This window comes from Saccharopolyspora sp. ID03-671, assembly GCF_045278815.1.
In the GTDB taxonomy this organism is placed as follows: Bacteria; Actinomycetota; Actinomycetes; order Mycobacteriales; family Pseudonocardiaceae; genus Saccharopolyspora; species Saccharopolyspora ipomoeae.
On sequence record NZ_CP134054.1, the window covers coordinates 1,326,071 to 1,342,563 of the forward strand.

The 16,493-nt window shown below is 70.5% G+C and carries 13 protein-coding genes; 9 read left to right on the forward strand and 4 right to left on the reverse strand.

Going from position 1 to position 16,493, the window contains the following annotated elements:
* Positions 1-12 precede the first annotated feature (12 nt).
* Positions 13-1,620 (forward strand): GMC family oxidoreductase, encoded by a 1,608-nt coding sequence (locus REH65_RS06260; RefSeq protein ID WP_406691670.1) that lies wholly within the window; start codon positions 13-15, stop codon positions 1,618-1,620.
* A gap of 86 nt (positions 1,621-1,706) precedes the next feature.
* Here the strand turns inward: REH65_RS06260 and REH65_RS06265 are convergent, their stop codons facing one another.
* Positions 1,707-2,999, reverse strand: coding sequence for an MFS transporter (locus tag REH65_RS06265; RefSeq protein ID WP_406691671.1), 1,293 nt, complete (start codon positions 2,997-2,999; stop codon positions 1,707-1,709).
* Between the two features lie 273 nt (positions 3,000-3,272).
* On the opposite strand from REH65_RS06265, the gene REH65_RS06270 reads away from it, so the two are divergent.
* Positions 3,273-4,805 (forward strand): UxaA family hydrolase, encoded by a 1,533-nt coding sequence (locus REH65_RS06270; protein ID WP_406691672.1) that lies wholly within the window; start codon positions 3,273-3,275, stop codon positions 4,803-4,805.
* Positions 4,806-4,867: 62 nt separating this feature from the next.
* Here the strand turns inward: REH65_RS06270 and REH65_RS06275 are convergent, their stop codons facing one another.
* Positions 4,868-6,187, reverse strand: coding sequence for an MFS transporter (locus tag REH65_RS06275; RefSeq protein ID WP_406691673.1), 1,320 nt, complete (start codon positions 6,185-6,187; stop codon positions 4,868-4,870).
* A 254-nt stretch (positions 6,188-6,441) separates the two neighbouring features.
* Between REH65_RS06275 and REH65_RS06280 the strand changes: the two genes are divergently transcribed.
* Complete coding sequence (locus tag REH65_RS06280) at positions 6,442-8,544, forward strand: acetate--CoA ligase family protein (RefSeq protein ID WP_406691674.1); 2,103 nt, start codon at positions 6,442-6,444, stop codon at positions 8,542-8,544.
* A 136-nt stretch (positions 8,545-8,680) separates the two neighbouring features.
* A complete protein-coding gene (locus REH65_RS06285; protein WP_406691675.1) occupies positions 8,681-8,899 on the forward strand; it encodes a hypothetical protein in 219 nt (72 codons plus the stop codon).
* Positions 8,900-8,982: 83 nt separating this feature from the next.
* Here the strand turns inward: REH65_RS06285 and REH65_RS06290 are convergent, their stop codons facing one another.
* Complete coding sequence (locus REH65_RS06290) at positions 8,983-9,543, reverse strand: TetR/AcrR family transcriptional regulator (RefSeq protein ID WP_406691676.1); 561 nt, start codon at positions 9,541-9,543, stop codon at positions 8,983-8,985.
* Between the two features lie 88 nt (positions 9,544-9,631).
* Between REH65_RS06290 and REH65_RS06295 the strand changes: the two genes are divergently transcribed.
* Entirely contained in the window at positions 9,632-10,372 is a 741-nt protein-coding gene (locus tag REH65_RS06295) for an SDR family oxidoreductase (RefSeq protein WP_406691677.1), read from the forward strand.
* 77 nt (positions 10,373-10,449) lie between these two features.
* Here the strand turns inward: REH65_RS06295 and REH65_RS06300 are convergent, their stop codons facing one another.
* Positions 10,450-11,592, reverse strand: coding sequence for a CaiB/BaiF CoA transferase family protein (locus tag REH65_RS06300; protein WP_406691678.1), 1,143 nt, complete (start codon positions 11,590-11,592; stop codon positions 10,450-10,452).
* A 132-nt stretch (positions 11,593-11,724) separates the two neighbouring features.
* On the opposite strand from REH65_RS06300, the gene REH65_RS06305 reads away from it, so the two are divergent.
* The 4 genes from REH65_RS06305 to REH65_RS06320 all read left to right on the forward strand — a co-directional run bounded on the left by REH65_RS06305 (position 11,725) and on the right by REH65_RS06320 (position 16,294).
* Positions 11,725-12,447 (forward strand): GntR family transcriptional regulator, encoded by a 723-nt coding sequence (locus tag REH65_RS06305; protein ID WP_406691679.1) that lies wholly within the window; start codon positions 11,725-11,727, stop codon positions 12,445-12,447.
* 76 nt (positions 12,448-12,523) lie between these two features.
* On the forward strand, positions 12,524-13,651 hold the full coding sequence (solA, locus tag REH65_RS06310; protein WP_406691680.1) for an N-methyl-L-tryptophan oxidase: 1,128 nt from the start codon (positions 12,524-12,526) through the stop codon (positions 13,649-13,651).
* A 46-nt stretch (positions 13,652-13,697) separates the two neighbouring features.
* Positions 13,698-15,128 carry a sodium:solute symporter family protein gene (locus REH65_RS06315; protein WP_406691681.1) on the forward strand — a complete coding sequence of 477 codons (1,431 nt, stop codon included), beginning with the start codon at positions 13,698-13,700 and terminating at the stop codon, positions 15,126-15,128.
* Positions 15,125-16,294 carry an NAD(P)/FAD-dependent oxidoreductase gene (locus REH65_RS06320; protein WP_406691682.1) on the forward strand — a complete coding sequence of 390 codons (1,170 nt, stop codon included), beginning with the start codon at positions 15,125-15,127 and terminating at the stop codon, positions 16,292-16,294. Before REH65_RS06315 ends, REH65_RS06320 begins: the two co-directional genes overlap by 4 nt.
* The last annotated feature ends 199 nt before the right edge of the window (positions 16,295-16,493 follow it).

Consider the following 16,493-nt stretch of genomic DNA (forward strand, 5'->3'; position numbering starts at 1 on the left):
AAGTTGAGCACAATGAGCGATGCCGATTACATCGTCGTGGGCGCGGGCAGCGCCGGATCCGTCGTGGCCAGCAGGCTGGCCGAGCGGGGAGCGAGCGTCCTCCTGCTGGAGGCCGGGCGCAAGGACGACCTCCCCACCGTCACCGTGCCCGGGATGATCTCGGTGCTGCACGTCGTGCCGCAGCTGAAGAAGCAGGTGACCTGGAAGCAGTACTCCACGCCGCAGAAGCACGCCCACGAGCGCGAGATCCCGATGACCAGGGGCAAGGTCCTCGGCGGGTCGAGCTCGGTCAACGGCATGCTGTTCGTGCGCGGCAACAAGGCCAACTACGACTCGTGGGCCGCCGAGGGCTGCGAGGGCTGGAGCTACCAGGACGTCTTACCCGCCTTCAAGCGCCTGGAGAACTGGGAGGAGGGCGCCAGCGACGTCCGCGGCGAGGGCGGGCCGATCGAGGTCACGCGGCAGAAGAACATCACCCCCGCCGGGGAGCAGTTCATGGCCGCCGCGCAGGAAACCCTCGGCGTGCCGCGCATCGACGACTACAACGGCGAGTCGCAGGAAGGCGTCAGCATCTTCCAGCAGAGCGCGAGCAAGGGGCGCCGCTTCAGCTCCTCGCGCGGCTACCTGACCAACCGCGAGCTGCCGTCGCTGCGGGTGCGCACCCACGTGCACGTCGCGCGAGTGATCATCGAGAACGGCAAGGCCACCGGCGTGGAGGTCATCGACACCAAGAGCGGTCGACGGGAGACGTTGCGCGCGGGCAACGGCGTGGTGGTCTCGGCGGGCGTGGTCGGCTCGCCGCAGATCCTCATGCTCTCCGGCGTCGGCCCGGCCGGTCACCTCAAGGAGATGGGGGTGGAGGTCGAGGCCGACCTTCCGGTGGGCCAGAACCTCCACGACCACCTGTTCGTGCCGATGACGTTCGTGACCAAGAAGGCCGTGCACCGCTCCACCGCGACCTACATGGCTTCGGGAATGCTCAAGGAGGCGCTCGGCAAGCGCGGCGAATCGTGGCTGGGCAGAACGCTGTTCGAGACCGTCGGGTTCGTCAAGACCTCGCGGGCCCAGGGCGACGTGCCGGACATGCAGATCCACACGATCCCCTGGAGCTACCCGACGCCGAACCAGGACGAGGACAAGCTCTACCGGACCGACACGCGCCCGGCGATGACCATCTTCCCGACGCTGATCTACCCGCAGAGCCGCGGCGAGGTCCGGCTGGCCTCGACCGATCCCACGGCCTCGCCGGTCATCGACCCGGGCTACCTCAGCGACCCGGCCGACACCGAGTTCCTCATCGAGGCGATGGGCATGATCCGGGAGATCATGGCGAACAAGACCATCGCCGCCGACGTCACCGAGGAGCTCAGCCCCGGCCCGAAGTACTTCGACGAGACCGCGCTGCGCCGCGAGCTGCCGACCCGCATCCACTCCGTCTACCACCCGGTCGGCACCTGCCGGATGGGCGTGGACGAGCGCGCCGTGGTCGACCCGCAGCTGCGGGTGCGCGGCGTCGACGGCCTCTGGGTCGCCGACGCCTCGATCATGCCCAGCATCACCGGCGGCAACACCAACGCCCCCTCGTACATGATCGGCGAGATGTGCGCGTCGCTGATCTGACGCTTCGCGCTCTCACCTGATTTCCGTGGGGTTGGGGGAAGTTTTCATGAAAACTTCCCCCAACCCCACGGAAGCCGCGACGTGGGTCAACGGGTCGGGGACGAAGCCGTGTCCCGGGTCGGCGAGCGCCGCCACGGCCCGCGGAAGAGCAGCAGCATCGGCAGGAACGCCAGCAGGCAGCCCAGCGAGACCACCAGCCAGGTGCCCCAGCCCGCCACCGCGACGACCTGCGGCATCAGCAGCACGACCAGGACGGCCACCGCGCGGGTGAGGAACGAGAACACGCCCCACGCGCCGCCCTGCAACCTCGGGTCGACGTCCTCGGTGTTCTCCGAGTAGTTGGCCATCCAGGGCGCGTAGGCCGCGCCCATCCCGGCCCCGATGAGCGCTCCGGTGATCAGCAGCTCGGCCAGCGAGATCGAGCCGCGGCCGACCAGCACCACCAGGTAACCGGTCATCATGGCGGCGATCGCGGTTCCGCCTGCGGTGAAGGGCTTGCGCAGCTGCAATCGGTCGGACCAGCGCCCGGCGAGCACGACGGTGCCGATGTTGAGGACCCAGAACACCGCCATCACCGCCGAGGCCTGCGACGGGCTCAGCGCGAAGCTGTCGACGAGCATCTTCTGCCCGAACAGCGACAGCGTCAGGTACAGCACGAGCCACACCGAGATGCCGACGACGTGCGCCCACATCTCCTTGTGCGCGAACAGGGTTCGCATCCCGACGGGTTCGGCGGCTGCGGCCTCGCCCAGCGCGCGGTGCTCGGTCTGCTGCACGCGGGCCCGCAGCTGCGGCGAGAGGTCGGCGATGTTGAACGCGATGACCAGCGAGATCAGCAGCGACGTCGCGCCCATGATGAGGAACTGCGACTGCCAGGCGTTGTCGAACAGCGGCAGGGTGAGCCCAGCGATCGCGGCGGCCATGAAGTTCGCGCCGACCGGCCCCCAGGTCCAGAACCCGAACGCCTGCGCGCGGCCCATGCGCGGCGAGAAGTCGCGCACCAGCGGCGCGGTCGCGGCCACCACCACGCCGTCCAGCGCCGAGAGCACCGCGCGGACCAGCAGGAACTGCCCCGTGGTGCGGACGGCGGCCATCGCGAAGCAGCACAGCGCGGTCAGCATCATCAGCGGGACGAGCACCCGCACCCGCCCGAAGCGGTCGGTGAGCCGGCCGCCGATCATCGAGGCGACCGCACCCGCGCACAGCGCGACGGCCGAGACGGTGCCGTAGGTGACCAGGCTGATGCCGAGGTCTTCCAGCAGCAGCGGCAGCACCGGGGCGATCTGCGCCTCGTAGGAGGCGATGAGGCTCGCCAGCACCGCCATGACCAGGATGCGTCTGCGACGCGAGCCGGTCGGGTATTCCGTCAGTTCACGCACCCACGAGAGCCCCATTGCTCCGCCTTCCGGGTTGAGACCGGTTTTGCGCGACTTGTTCGGTTGATTCCGTGCAGCCTCAGAACCCGGACCCGGAAAGTCAAGGTCCGCATCGTCCATTCCGCCCGATCGGCAGGGGTGCCGGGCCGCGTTCGAGCCCCGACACTGGGGGCGTCCGGGCCGCTCGCCGGGGCGGTGACATCGGGTGTTCGCACGTCTAGCATCCGATTCGCCACGACGAAGTGAATTCACATTTCTGAAGCGAGGGTGATCGGGTTGTCGTCGCCGACCTTGGACCAGCTGGGTTTCCGCCTGCACGCCGAGGACTCCGTCCTCATCGCGCGGCAGGACATCGAGCCCGGAACCTACTCCGGACTCGAGATCACGAACACCGTGCCGCGCGGGCACAAGGTCGCCACCGACGCCATCGCCGAGGGCGCTCCGGTGCGCAAGTACGGTCAGATCATCGGCTTCGCCGCCCGCGACATCGCCGCTGGCGAGCACGTGCACACGCACAACGTCGACTACCACGAGTTCCAGCGCGAGCACGCCTTCGGCGCCGACGTCACCCCCACCGAGTTCGTGCCCGAGGACCAGCGGGCGACGTTCCAGGGCTTCGTGCGACCCGACGGCCGGGTCGGCACCCGCAACTACCTCGCCGTGCTGACCTCGGTGAACTGCTCGGCGACGGCGGCGAAGATGATCGCCCGCCGGGTCGAGGCCTCCGGCATCCTCGACGACTACCCCAACGTCGACGGCATCTGCCCGCTCACCCACACCCTCGGCTGCGGGCACAGCGGACGCGGCAACGAGGGCTTCGAGGTGCTGCGTCGCGCGCTGCAGGGCTACGCCGGGCACCCCAACATCGCCGGACTGCTGGTGCTGGGGCTGGGCTGCGAGGTCAACCAGGTCCGCGCGCTCACCGAGGACCTCAAGCTGCCCGACGGCACGCCGGTGCACGCGATGACGATCCAGGAGTTCGGCGGCACCAAGAAGACCGTCGCCGAGGGCGTCCGCCGCATCGAGGAGATGCTGCCGCTGGCCAACGCCCACGAGCGGCAGACCGTCGGCGCCGACAACCTGATCCTGGCGATGGAGTGCGGCGGGTCGGACGCCTACTCGGGGATCACGGCCAACCCGGCGCTGGGAGCGGCGGCGGACCTGCTCATCCGCCACGGCGGCACGGCGGTGTTCGGGGAGACCACCGAGATCTACGGCGCCGAGCACCTGCTGACCCGGCGCGCGGTCAGCCGCGAGGTCGGCGAGAAGCTGGTGGACCGGATCAGCTGGTGGGAGAAGCACGTCCAGGCCGACGGCAGCTCGATCAACAACAACCCCTCGCCCGGCAACAAGGCGGGCGGGCTTACCACGATCCTGGAGAAGTCGCTGGGCGCGGCGGCCAAGGGCGGCACCACCAACCTGGTCGACGTGCTGCAGTACGCCGAGCCGATCACCGATCGCGGGCTGATGTTCATGGACACCCCGGGCTACGACCCGGTCAACGCCACTGGTCTGATCGCCGGTGGCGCGCAGCTGCTGTGCTTCACCACCGGGCGCGGGTCGGCGTTCGGCTGCAAGCCGGCGCCGAGCATCAAGCTCGCCACGAACACGCCGCTCTACGAGCGGATGACCGACGACATGGACATCAACTGCGGGGTCATCGCCGACGGCGAGATGACGGTGGCGCAGATGGGCGAGCAGATCTTCCAGCACATCCTGCGCGTGGCCTCCGGTGAGGAGACCAAGAGCGAGGAACTCGGCTACGGCGAAGAGGAATTCGTCCCGTGGCACCTGTCCACCGTGCTGTGACGAGCGAAGAGCGGGCCCGCCGACCCCAGGTTCGGCGGACCCGCTCTCCCATTCCCCCTCAATCAGGCCGCGACCGGCTGGCGGACCTCCAGGTCCCAGCGGTGGCGGTGCAGCAGCACCGGCACCTGCTCGCCGCGCTGCTCGGCGGCGAAGACCGCCGCGCGGGCCCGGCGCCACCAGACCCAGGTGCGCGAGGCGCCGAAGAGCACCATCGCCACCAGGGCCAGCATCGCCACCCGGTACTCCGAACCACCCGGCATGGCCTCGAAGACGTCGAGCACCAGGCCCACCGCCAGCACGCCGAGCGCGGTGGCGGAGTGACCGCCCGCGTTGGCCACGCCGGTGGCGGTGCCGACCTGGCTCAGCGCGTTGTAGTCGCGCACCAGGGCGAAGGCCACCGACGACACCGGACCGCCGAGCGCGAAGATCAGGAACGCCACCGCGATCACCGCCAGCGGCGGGTGCCCCTGCGGCCAGGTCAGCAGCGCCACCCACGACAGCACGTTGAAGCTCAGGTAGCCCATGACCAGCCACATCCGGCACTCCGGGCGCTTGCCGATCAGCGCACCGATCACCGGGCCGCCCACGACCTGGCCGATGATCAGCAGGCTCAGCAGCACGCTCGCCGACGACGCCGCGACGCCCAGCCCCTCCACCAGGTACGGGAAGCCCCACAGCAGGGTCAGCGCGCCGGAGACGAACATCGTGCAGAAGTGCGTCCAGAACGCCAGCCGCGTCCCGGGCACCGACCACGCGGTGCGCACCTGAGCCAGCACCGCTCCCCCGCTCTTGGGTGCCGATGCCTTCGGGGTGGTGTCCCGCACGACCGGGACCGTCACCGCCGCGTAGGCCATCGTCAGCGCGCCGACCAGCAGGAACGTCGGCGTCCAGCCGAGCGCGCGCAACGCCGCGGCCAGCGGGAACGTGGCCGCGACACCGCCCAGCGCCCCCAGCGCGCTGGAAATGGTGGCCACCAGCGCGTAGCGGCGGGCCGAGAAATAGGCCGCCACCAGCCGCAGGATGCTCACCCACATCAACGCATCGCCCAGGCCCAGCACGCCGCGCGCGGCCAGCCCCATCGCGTACGTGTCGGCCAGCGCGAACATCGCCTGGCCCGTCCCCAGCAACAACACCGCCGTGGTGATCACCCGGCGTGCGCCGAAGCGATCCACCAGCAGGCCGGTGGGAATCTGCATGCCGGCGTAGATGCCGACCTGCAGCACCGTGAACGCGCTGAGCGCGGCCGGTCCGACGTCGAACCGATCGAGCGCCTGCGTTCCGGCAACCCCCAGGCTGCCCCTGTGAAATACCGCGGCGAGGTAGGCGACCACCGCCGCGCTCCAGATCCACCATGCCCGACTCTCCGGTCGGTCGGCAGCCACGAATGCCCTCCCGTGTTCTCCATGTCAACAACGCTCTGCGAACGCTTACTCATCCGTTACGTCGCTTCGCGGAGCGTCGGGGTTAGCGATTCCGCGAGTGGACTGCACCACATGCTCCACTGTGGACGTTCGAGGAATCGAGTCTTGGCCGCTGCGCGACGCTCGCTTAGCCTCGACTCCGGCGCCCGCACCGCCACGGGCGTCGACGCATCGAAAACACCCGCGTGCCAGGGCACCAGGTGGGATGGAGTGCGATGGACGGCAACACGGCACCGGTCCCGGCGATCCACCGCATGCTGCACCCGAGGTCGATCGCGGTGCTGGGTGCGTCGAACAACCCCGTCAAGCTCTCCGGTCGCCCGATCGCGCTGATGAAGCGCTTCGGGTACGCGGGCAGGCTGCTGCCGGTCAACCCGGTGCGCGCGCAGGTGCAGGGGCTGCCCGCCTTCCCGGGGCTGGCCGACATCGACGGCGAGATCGACCTGGCGATGATCATGCTGCCCGCCGATCAGGTCGTCGACGCCGTCCGCGAGTGCGCCGCGCGCGGCGTCCCGGCGGCGATCGTGGGCGCGGCCGGTTTCGCCGAGCTCGACGAGCGGGGCGCGGAGCTGCAACGGCAGCTCACCGATGTCGTCGCCGAGACCGGCATCCGGTTGCTCGGGCCGAACTGCCTGGGCATGTTCAGCCTCAAGGACCGGGCGATGCCCACCTTCACCTCGGCGATGGACGGCGACTTCCGGCTGCGCGAGGGATCGCTGGCGTTCGTCAGCCAGAGCGGCGCGTTCGGCACCTTCATCTTCTCCGCCGCGCAGCACGCCGGGATCGGCATCTCGCACTTCCTCAACACCGGCAACGAGGCCGACCTGTCGGTGGGCGAGGTGCTGGGCGGGCTGGTCGAGCTCGACGAGGTCGCGGTCCTCATGGCCTACCTGGAGGGCGTGCACGACGGCCGCGAGCTGCTGGCCGTCGCCCGCAGGGCCCACGAGCTGGACAAACCGGTCCTGGCGGTCAAGGTGGGCCGTTCGGAGGCGGGCGCCCGCGCGGCGGCCTCGCACACCGCGTCGCTCGCGGGCGAGGACGCGGTCTTCGACGGCGTGGTCCGGCAGTTCGGCGTCGTGCGGGTCGACGGGATGGATCAGCTGCTCGACGCCGGAATGATCTTCTCCGACGGTCGGCGCACCCGGGGCAGGCGCTTGACGACGCTGTCGCTGTCCGGCGGTGCCGGGGTCCTGATGGCCGACTCGGCCGCCGGTCACGGGCTGGACGTGGCCCCGTGGGAACCGGAGTGGCAGCAGCGCATGGCCGAGGTGCTGCCCGCGTTCGGGTCACCGCGCAACCCCGTGGACCTGACGGCGAACCTGATCAGCGACCCGGCGATGCTGCGCCGCGCCTTGGACATCGCGGTCGACCACCCGGGTTCGGACATGATCGCGGTGCTGCTGGGCAACGCCGACCACGCCGCCGACGAGCTCATCGGCGCCATCGAGCAAGCCCACCGCTCCACCGACCGGCCGCTGGTCGTGGTGTGGACGGGCGGCAGCGGCCGGCCTCGGGAGTGGTTGCGGGAGCTGGGGATTCCGTGCTTCACCGACCCCGGGCGCGCGGCCGCCGCGCTGGGCGCGCTGGCCGACTACAGCCTGCGCCCCGGCCCGCCGAACCCGCGGCGCCCGCACGACGTCGACGAGCGCGCGGTGCGCGCGATCCTGTGCGAGGCCCGCGATCACGGGCGCACGCAGCTCGACGAGCACGAGTCCAGCCGGCTCATCGCCGCCTACGGGGTGCCGTGCGCGGGCGCGTTCCCCGCCAAGGACCCGGAGGGAGCGGTCACGGCCGCCCGCGAGCTGGGCACGCCGGTGGCGGTGAAGCTGCTCTCGCGCAGCGTCGGCCACAAGTCCGACGTCGGCGGAGTCCGCCTGAACCTCACCACCGACGCCGAGATCCGCGCCGCGGCCGAGGATCTCCTTCGCCTCGCCCCGGACGCGAGACTGCTCGTGCAGCGCATGTCCACCGGTACCGAGCTCATCGTCGGCCTCAAGCAGGACCCCGCGTTCGGCCCGGTCGTCGTGGTCGGCCTAGGCGGCGTCCTGGTCGAGGTCCTCGCCGACAGCCAGGTCGGCACCGCACCCCTGGACCCCGCCGCGGCGAAACGACTCCTGCTCTCGCTGCGCGGCAAAGCCCTCCTCGAAGGAGTCCGAGGCCGACCACCCCGCGACCTCGACGCCGCGGCCGACGCCATCGCCCGCCTCTCCTGGCTGGCCCACGACCTCGCAGAAGACCTCGCGGAACTCGACGTCAACCCCCTCCTCCTCGACGAGAACGGAGCCACAGCGGTCGACTGCCTCGCGGTGCTGAGCTAGTCGCGCGCCCCCTGCCCCTGGACCGACGTCGATTCCACCGCCACCGGAACACCTTTCGAACCCACGGGGCGCAGCTCCGCGAGCGGAAGACCGCGCTCGTCGACGAGCTCGGTCGCTCCTGCTCACCCTCGTCTGCGTGATCGCCCTCGACTTCGCCGTCCAGACAGCGCATGTCAGCAACCAACACCTGCTCGCGAACGCCAACCCGGACCGGACGAGCAGCGTGATCGGCGCCTACGTGCTCTTCCACTCCCTCGGATCAGCACTCGGCGCGATCTCCACGACCACTACCTACGCCGCCGGATGGGCAGGATCTTCCGCGCTCGGAGGCCTCTTCGCCCTGGGCCGCCGGTAAACACGCGGTCAAGGAACCGCAGCAAGACGCGCCCACAAGAGCATGAACCCCACGAGCGACACGAGTCGACTGCCTCGCGGCGCTCAAGCAGGGCGGAGGCCTTCAGTGATGACCGTGATCAGTCGTTGAGCTCGGGGGATCCACTCGGCTTCGGGGATTCGGGCGAGTCCGCCGAGCAGGAGGAGGACGTCGGCCGCGTCGACGTCGTCGCGGAGCTCGCCTGCTCGCGCGCCGCGATCCAGCAGCGACTGGAGAGCTTCGTCGAGCCGCTGGTGCCGACCGGAGTGCAGCTCGCGCCACGCGGCGGCTTCGATCGCCGTCATGACACCCCGCTTCACGCGGGCGTACTCCACCAGGCGCTCCAACCACAGGGTCAGCGCATTCAGCGGCGAGTGCTCGGCCAGCAGCGGTGCCGCGGCGTCGACGAGCTGGGTGAGCTCGTGGCGGTAGACCTCGGCCAGCAGGTCCTCGCGGGTCGGGAAGTGCCGGTACAGGGTGCCCTGCCCGACTCCAGCCGCCTTGGCGACGCGATGCAGCTTCAGCTCCTCCGGTGCACCGTTGGACCTGCTCAGCTCGGCGCGGGCCGCCTCGACGATCCGGTCCCGGTTGGCGACCGCATCCGATCGGAGTTCACGCTCCGCCACGTGATTCACCTCTTCTCCCACACAAGCGGACAACTGTCCGGTAAGCTGAACCCTGCAAACGGACAACTGTCAGGTTAGAGGAGACTCCATGAGCGGAGTGGCCGGCAAGGTCGTCGCCATCACTGGCGCCAGCAGCGGCATCGGCGAGGCCACGGCTCTCGAACTCGCCACCCGCGGCGCGGCCGTCGTGCTCGGCGCCCGGCGCACCGACCGGCTGGATGCGCTCGCCGAGCGCATCCGCGCCGAAGGCGGACGAGCCGAGACCCTCGACGTCGACGTCACGCGGCGCGCCGACCTCGACCGTCTCGTGAGCCGGGCGGTCGAGGCGTTCGACCACCTCGACGTCCTCGTCGCCAACGCCGGGATAGCGCGCGTCGCCCCCGTGTGCGATCTCGACGTCGACGACTGGGACGCGATGATCGACGTCAACCTGCGCGGCGTACTGCACGGCATCGCCGCCGCGCTACCGGTGTTCCGCGAGCAAGGCCGCGGCCACCTCGTCACCACCGTCTCGACCTCGGGACTGAAGATCGTCCCGACCCAAGCGGTCTACGCCGGCACCAAGAACGCCGTGCGGACGCTGCTGGAGGCGCTGCGCCAGGAGTCCACCGACGGCGTGCTGCGCACGACCTCCATCTCACCCGGTTTCGTGCGCACCGAACTCGTCGACCACGTCGCCGATCCCGAGCAGCGCGCGCAGGCCCAGAAGACCATGGCAGAGCTCGGCATCGCGCCGGAAGCCGTGGCGCGCGCCATCGCCTTCGCAGTCGAGCAGCCCGACGACGTCGAGATCGGCGAGCTGACGATCCGCCCCACGACGCAGAACTAGGTGCTGTTGACGCACGGAGCTCACTAAGAACTCAAATTCCGCCACCCGCACGCGCCACGCAAGCAACCGCGCAGCTCTCAGTCGCGCGGGGGTTCGTCGAGCTCTTCGAGGATCTTGTTGGTGTGGCTGCCGATGTCGGGGATCGGGTCCATGCGGGGTTCGCGGCCCGCGACCGTGATCGGCGGGAGCAGGGCGCGCAGCGGGCCCGCCGGGGAGTCGACCTCGCGCCAGCGGTCGCGCGCGGCGAGCTGCGGGTGGTCGGCGAACTCGGCCATGCTGCGCATCCGGGCGTTGGCGATGCCGACCTCCTCCAGGCGCTGCTCGATCTCCTCACCGGTCATGGAGGCGAACACCGACTCGATGGCCCCCTGGAGCTCGACGACGTTGTCGACGCGCTTGGGGTTGGCGTCGAAGCGCGGATCCGCCGCCAGCTCCGGGAGCCGCAGGACCTGCTCGCAGAAGCGCACCCACTCCCGCTCGTTCTGCACGCCCAGGAAGACCTTGGTGCCGTCACCCGCGGCGAACGGGCCGTACGGGGCGATCGCGGCGTGGCGAGCTCCGGAACGGCGCGGGGCCTGGCCGCCGTAAGTGGCGTAGTAGTACGGAAAACCCATCCACTCGCCGAGCGCGTCGAACAGCGACACCTCGAAAGCGCTCCCCCGCCCCGTGCGTTCGCGTTCGTAGAGCGCGGTGAGGATGCCGCTGAACGCGTACATGCCACCCGCGATGTCGGCGGTGGAGATGCCGGTCTTGGCGGGTTCCTCGCCGCCGGTGATCGACACCAGCCCGGCCTCGCACTGGACCAGCAGGTCGTAGGCCTTCTTCTTCTCGTAGGGCCCGGAGCTGCCGTAGCCCGACAGGTCGCAGACGATCAATCGCGGATCGCGCTCCCGCAACCGGTCGGCGCCCAGACCCAGCCGGGCCGCCGCGCCCGGGGCGAGGTTCTGCACGAACACGTCGGCCTTGGCCACGAGCTTGTCCATCACGCGCTGATCGCCTGGGTCCTTGAGGTCCAGCGCGATGCTCTCCTTGCTGCGGTTGATCCACACGAAGTGGCTGGACAACCCGTTGACAGCGGTGTCGTAGCCGCGCGCGAAGTCACCCGATGGCCGCTCCACCTTGATCACCCGGGCGCCGAGATCGGCGAGCTGCCTGGTCGCGAACGGGGCCGCGACGGCCTGCTCCAGCGACACCACGGTCACGCCTTCCAACGGCAGCATCCGCCCACCTCATCTCGCCCGGCCACCGCCGCAGCGTCGCCGCTCGGCCAGCGCGTGTCAACGCGGCGTTACTTCTTTTGACCGTTCGAATTCTCTATTGACCGGTCAATTGCGCGGAGCTAGATTCCGTCCATGACGACCCCGGCGTACCTGCGCATCCGCACCGAACTGGAGCAGCGGATCCGCTCGGGTGCGCTGCTGCCCGGCAGCAAACTGCCCACCGAGGCGGAGCTGCGCGAGCAGTACTCGGTCAGCCGTGCCACCGCGCAGCGGGTGCTGACCGAGCTGGCCCAGGCCGGGCTGGTGGAACGGCACCGGCGGCGCGGCACGTTCGTCGCCGAGGGCGCGCGGCAGGAGAACCTGCTGCGCATGGTCAACCCCGTGCTGCGGGGCCCGGAGATCCCCGGGCGGCACGCGGTGGACTCCGCTGCGGTCATCCCGGCGCGCGACGCCGACGTCGAGATGCCCGGGGTGGACGACGACGCGCCGGTGACGCAACTGCGCCGGCTCAAGTTCGACGTCGACGACAACCCCATCGCCGTCGAACTCTCCGCGGTCCCGTTCTCGCTGGCACCACGCCTGCTCGACGAGGACTTGGACCACCTGACCGTGCACGACTACTTCTCCCGCAACGGCGTTCCCGCGGCCAAGTCGCGCGTTTACATCGATCCGGTGGTGCTCGACGACGACACCGCGGCCCGGCTGCGGCTCACCGCGGGGCAGGCCGTGATCCGGCTGCGCCGCCTGACCTGGCTCACCGACGGCAACCTCGCCGAGGCCATGTGGCACATCATCCGCCCCGACCTCGTCGAGTTCTTCATCGAGCACACCGTCCCGCCCGCTCAGGACGACTGAACCCCTTCCCCCACAACCGGTTCCACGGCGGAACCGCGATCTCATCCTGCCCGGAAAACCCCTGGAGGAGTGTTTCATGACTCGCGTCGCGGTGATCGGCACCGGCGTCATCGGTGCCATGACGACGTGGCGGCTTGCGCTGCGCGGAGCCGAGGTGCTGGCCTTCGACGCCTACGGTCCCGGGCACGACCGGGGCGCCTCGGCCGGTGAATCCCGGATCTTCCGCACCGCCTACAAGGAAGGCGCCGCCTACGTGCCGCTGCTGCAGCGCGCCGAAGCGCTGTGGCGCGACCTGGAGCGCGACGCCGGAGCGGACCTGCTCACGCTGTGCGGCGGTCTGACGATCGGAGCACCGGACCACCCGGACGTCGCCGCGGTGCGCCGCTGCGCCGAGGACGCCGGGCTCGACCACGAGGTACTCGACACCGAGCAGGCCCGGAAGCGGTTCCCGCAGCACCGGATCGACGACGGCGAGATCATGGTGCTCGACCCGGCAGCGGGCGTGCTCCGGCCGGAACCCTCGGTGCAGGCAGCGCTCCGCTCGGCCGAGGCCGCGGGCGCCCGGGTCCTGCCCTACCACCCGGTCACCGAGGCCGTCGAAACCGGCGACGGATGGCGGATCACCTGCAACGACACCACGTTCGAGGTCGATCACGCGATCTTCGCGCCCGGCCCGTGGGCGCGGAGGCTCGCACCGCTGCGCTCGCTGCCGGTGGAGGCTCGGCTGATCACGGCCTACTGGTTCGCCGCGCGCGACGTCGCCGCGCACACGCCGGATTCGCTGCCGATCGCCATCCGCAGGCACCCCGAGGCCGGGTTCTCCTGCTTCCCCGCCCTCGACGGCGCGGCGATCAAGATCGTGCCGCACCACCTCGGCTGGCCCGATCTGGACGGCCCGGACGACCTCCCGCGCAGCTCCGCGCCCGAGCACGCCCGAGCGGCCTCGGCCGCCGCCGCGCGGCTGTTGCCCGGGGTGACGCCGCACCCGATCCGGGTCGGCACCTTCGCCGAGGGCTTCACCCCCGACGAGCACGCGCTGCTCGGATCGCTGCCGGGACACCGCCGGGCCACCGTCATGACGGGCTTCTCCGGCCACGGCTTCAAGCTCGCCCCCGCCTTCGGCGAGATCGGCGCCGAACTCGCCCTCGACGGCGCGACCTCGCACGACATCGCCGCGCTCGACCCCACCCGCTTCCCGCTGTGAACCACCAGTTCGTGAGCCCTCGACTCGTGAGCCCACTGGAGGCCCCATGCTCACCGGTTCCACCGGCCAGATCGCCGGAATCATCATCGCAAGCCTGCTGGTCATCGGCTTCGGCATCGGCATGTCCGTCTACTTCGGACGCAAGGCGAAGAACTCCGCGGACTGGCTGTCCGCCGGGGAATCGCTGCCGCTGATCGTCGTCGTCATCACCCAGTTCGCCACCGCCACCGGCGGCGGTGTGCTCATCGCGCACGTCGGCATCGGCTACCGCTCCGGCTGGTCGGTGTTCCTCTACGAGGGATGCGTGCTGGTCGGGTTCCTGGTGCTGATGTGGATCGCGAAGTGGCTGCGCGAGCAGCGCTTCACCACCGTTCCCGACATCATCACCAAGCTCTTCGGCCGCAACCGGCTCGCCATCGCGATCGCCGCGCTGGCCGCGCTGGTGGTGCCCTTCGGGTGGCTGGCCACCCAGTTCGTCGCCTTCGCGCAGCTCTTCGGGCAGCTCACCGGCGTGTCGCCGACCGCGCTGATCCTGGTGATCATGGTGGCGTCGCTGCTGTTCGTGCTGCCCGGCGGATTGACCTCGGTGGCCTGGACCGATTTCGTGTTCGGCATCTTCATGATCGTCATGTCGCTGGGCGTGGCCGCCTACGCCATCCACCTCGCCGGCGGCTGGGGCCACATCACCGCCACCGTCCCGCAACGGCTGTGGGGCTGGGAGGGCCTCACCGCAGCGGGCTGGGACCAGATCTGGCTGTGGGTCGCGGCGATCCTGCCGGGCACGCTGACGAACCAGCTCTACTACCAGCGCGTCTTCGCCACCAAGAAGGTCGGCGACGCCCGTCGCGGACTGGGACTGTCGGGCCTGACGATGCTCATCGGCGGCCTCTACGCCGGGTGCATCGGACTGGCCGTGCACTCGATGAACCCGGGCCTGGAGAACGAGGAGGACGCGGCCGGGTGGCTGCTCACCCAGCTCCCGACCTGGCTGGTGATCATCTTCGGCGCCTTCCTGGTGTCCACGATCATCTCCACCACCGGGGCCGCGCTGCAGTCGGTGGTGGCCAACCTGACCCGCGACGTCTACCAGAACATCGCGGGCAAGCAGGCCGGTGAGCGGCAGACCGTGACGCTGTCGCGGATGATCACCGTCGGGGTGTCGGTGCTGGCCGCCGTGCTGGCGATCCTGTTTCCCAAGGCCCTGACCTGGCTGGTCGCGACCTACGCCTACTCGGCGGCGGCCCTGGCGGCGCCGATCTTCCTCGGCTACCTGCTGCACCGGCGACGCCGGCTGACCCCGGCCGCCGCCATCGCGGGCATGGTCGCGGGCATCCTCGGCTGCGCGATCGCGCAGCTGGTCGACACCACCGTCCCCTACGCCGTCTACGGCATCGCGGTCTCCGCCGCGGCGTTGCTGGCCACCGCCTTGCTGATCCCCGCTCGTCCCGCCGTCGAGAACGAAAAGGTTGACGCATGAAGATCGCAGTGATCGGACTCGGCGTCCTGGGTGCGGCCACCGCCCGCTCCCTGGCGCTGGCCGGTGCCGAGGTGACTGCGTTCGAGCGCACCGGTCCGCTGGCCGGGACCTCGAGCACCTCGTTCGCCTGGGTGAACTCGCACAACAAGAACCCGCGCCCCTACCACGACCTGAACGTGGCGGGCATGGCCGAGCACTCCGCCCTCGCGGCCGATCCGGGGCGGTGCGCCCCGTGGCTGACGCTGGGCGGGAACCTGGAGTGGGCCGGGGACCCCGACGGCACGGAGCGGCTGGCCGCGTCGGTGCGCGAGCTGGAGGCCCGCGACTACCCGGTGGAGTGGATCGGGCCGTCCCGCGCCCGGGAGCTGGTTCCCGACCTGCGCGTTCCCGACGGCGTGCTGGACATCGCCCACTACCCCACCGAGGGCCACCTGATCCCGGCGCTGCTGGTCGCGCGGCTGTGGGGCGAGGCCCGCGAGCACGGCGCCTCACTGCGGTGCCCGGCCGAGGTCGTGTCGGTGTCCGAGACCGCTGACGGCGTGCGGATCGTCCTGGCCGACGGCGAGACCGCCTCCGCCGACGCGGTGGTGTTCGCCGCCGGGCGGTGGACCGAGGGGCTCACGGAGACCACCGGACATCGGGTGGCGATGGCCGATCCGGACGTCGCGGGCTCGGCGACGGTCGGACTGCTGGGCTACACGACTCCGGTGCCGACCCGGTTGGACGCGGTGCTGACCACGCCCTCGCTGAACGTGCGCCCCGACGGGGGCGGCCGGTTGGTGGTGCAGGGACTCGACCTCGACGCGGACGCGGATCCGGCGAATCCGCCTGCGGTGGACGGGTTCCACGCTCAGGAGCTGTGCCGCCGGCTCGACGGGCTGCTGGCCGGCACTTCCGGGGCCGCGCTGGAGTCGATCCGGGTCGGGCAGCGGTCGATGCCCGGGGACGGGCTGACCGTCGCCGGTTTTCTGGGCGACAGCGGGCGGATCTACGTGCTGGCCACGCACAGCGGGGTCACGCTCGGTCCGCTGCTGGGACGTCTGGCCGCCGGAGAGCTGCTCCGAGGTGAAACCGCTTCGGAACTCGTCTCTTTCCGCCCCGGCCGGCTCGTGGGGCGGGAGTCGTTGCCTCCCTTGGAGAAAGCCCGGTTCGCCGGGCAGCAGTGAGCAGCACCCGCCGCCGTCATGATGAAACTTATTCACTCCCAATCGATTTCGGAGCGTGATTGATTGGATCACCCCATCCAGCGATCGCCATTCGCTCGCATTTTCGAACGGGCGGCCGCACAATGGGCACATGAGTTCGATGCCGCCGATTCAGGCCACCGCAGCCGATCCCCCGCGACGCGACGGGACGACACACCAT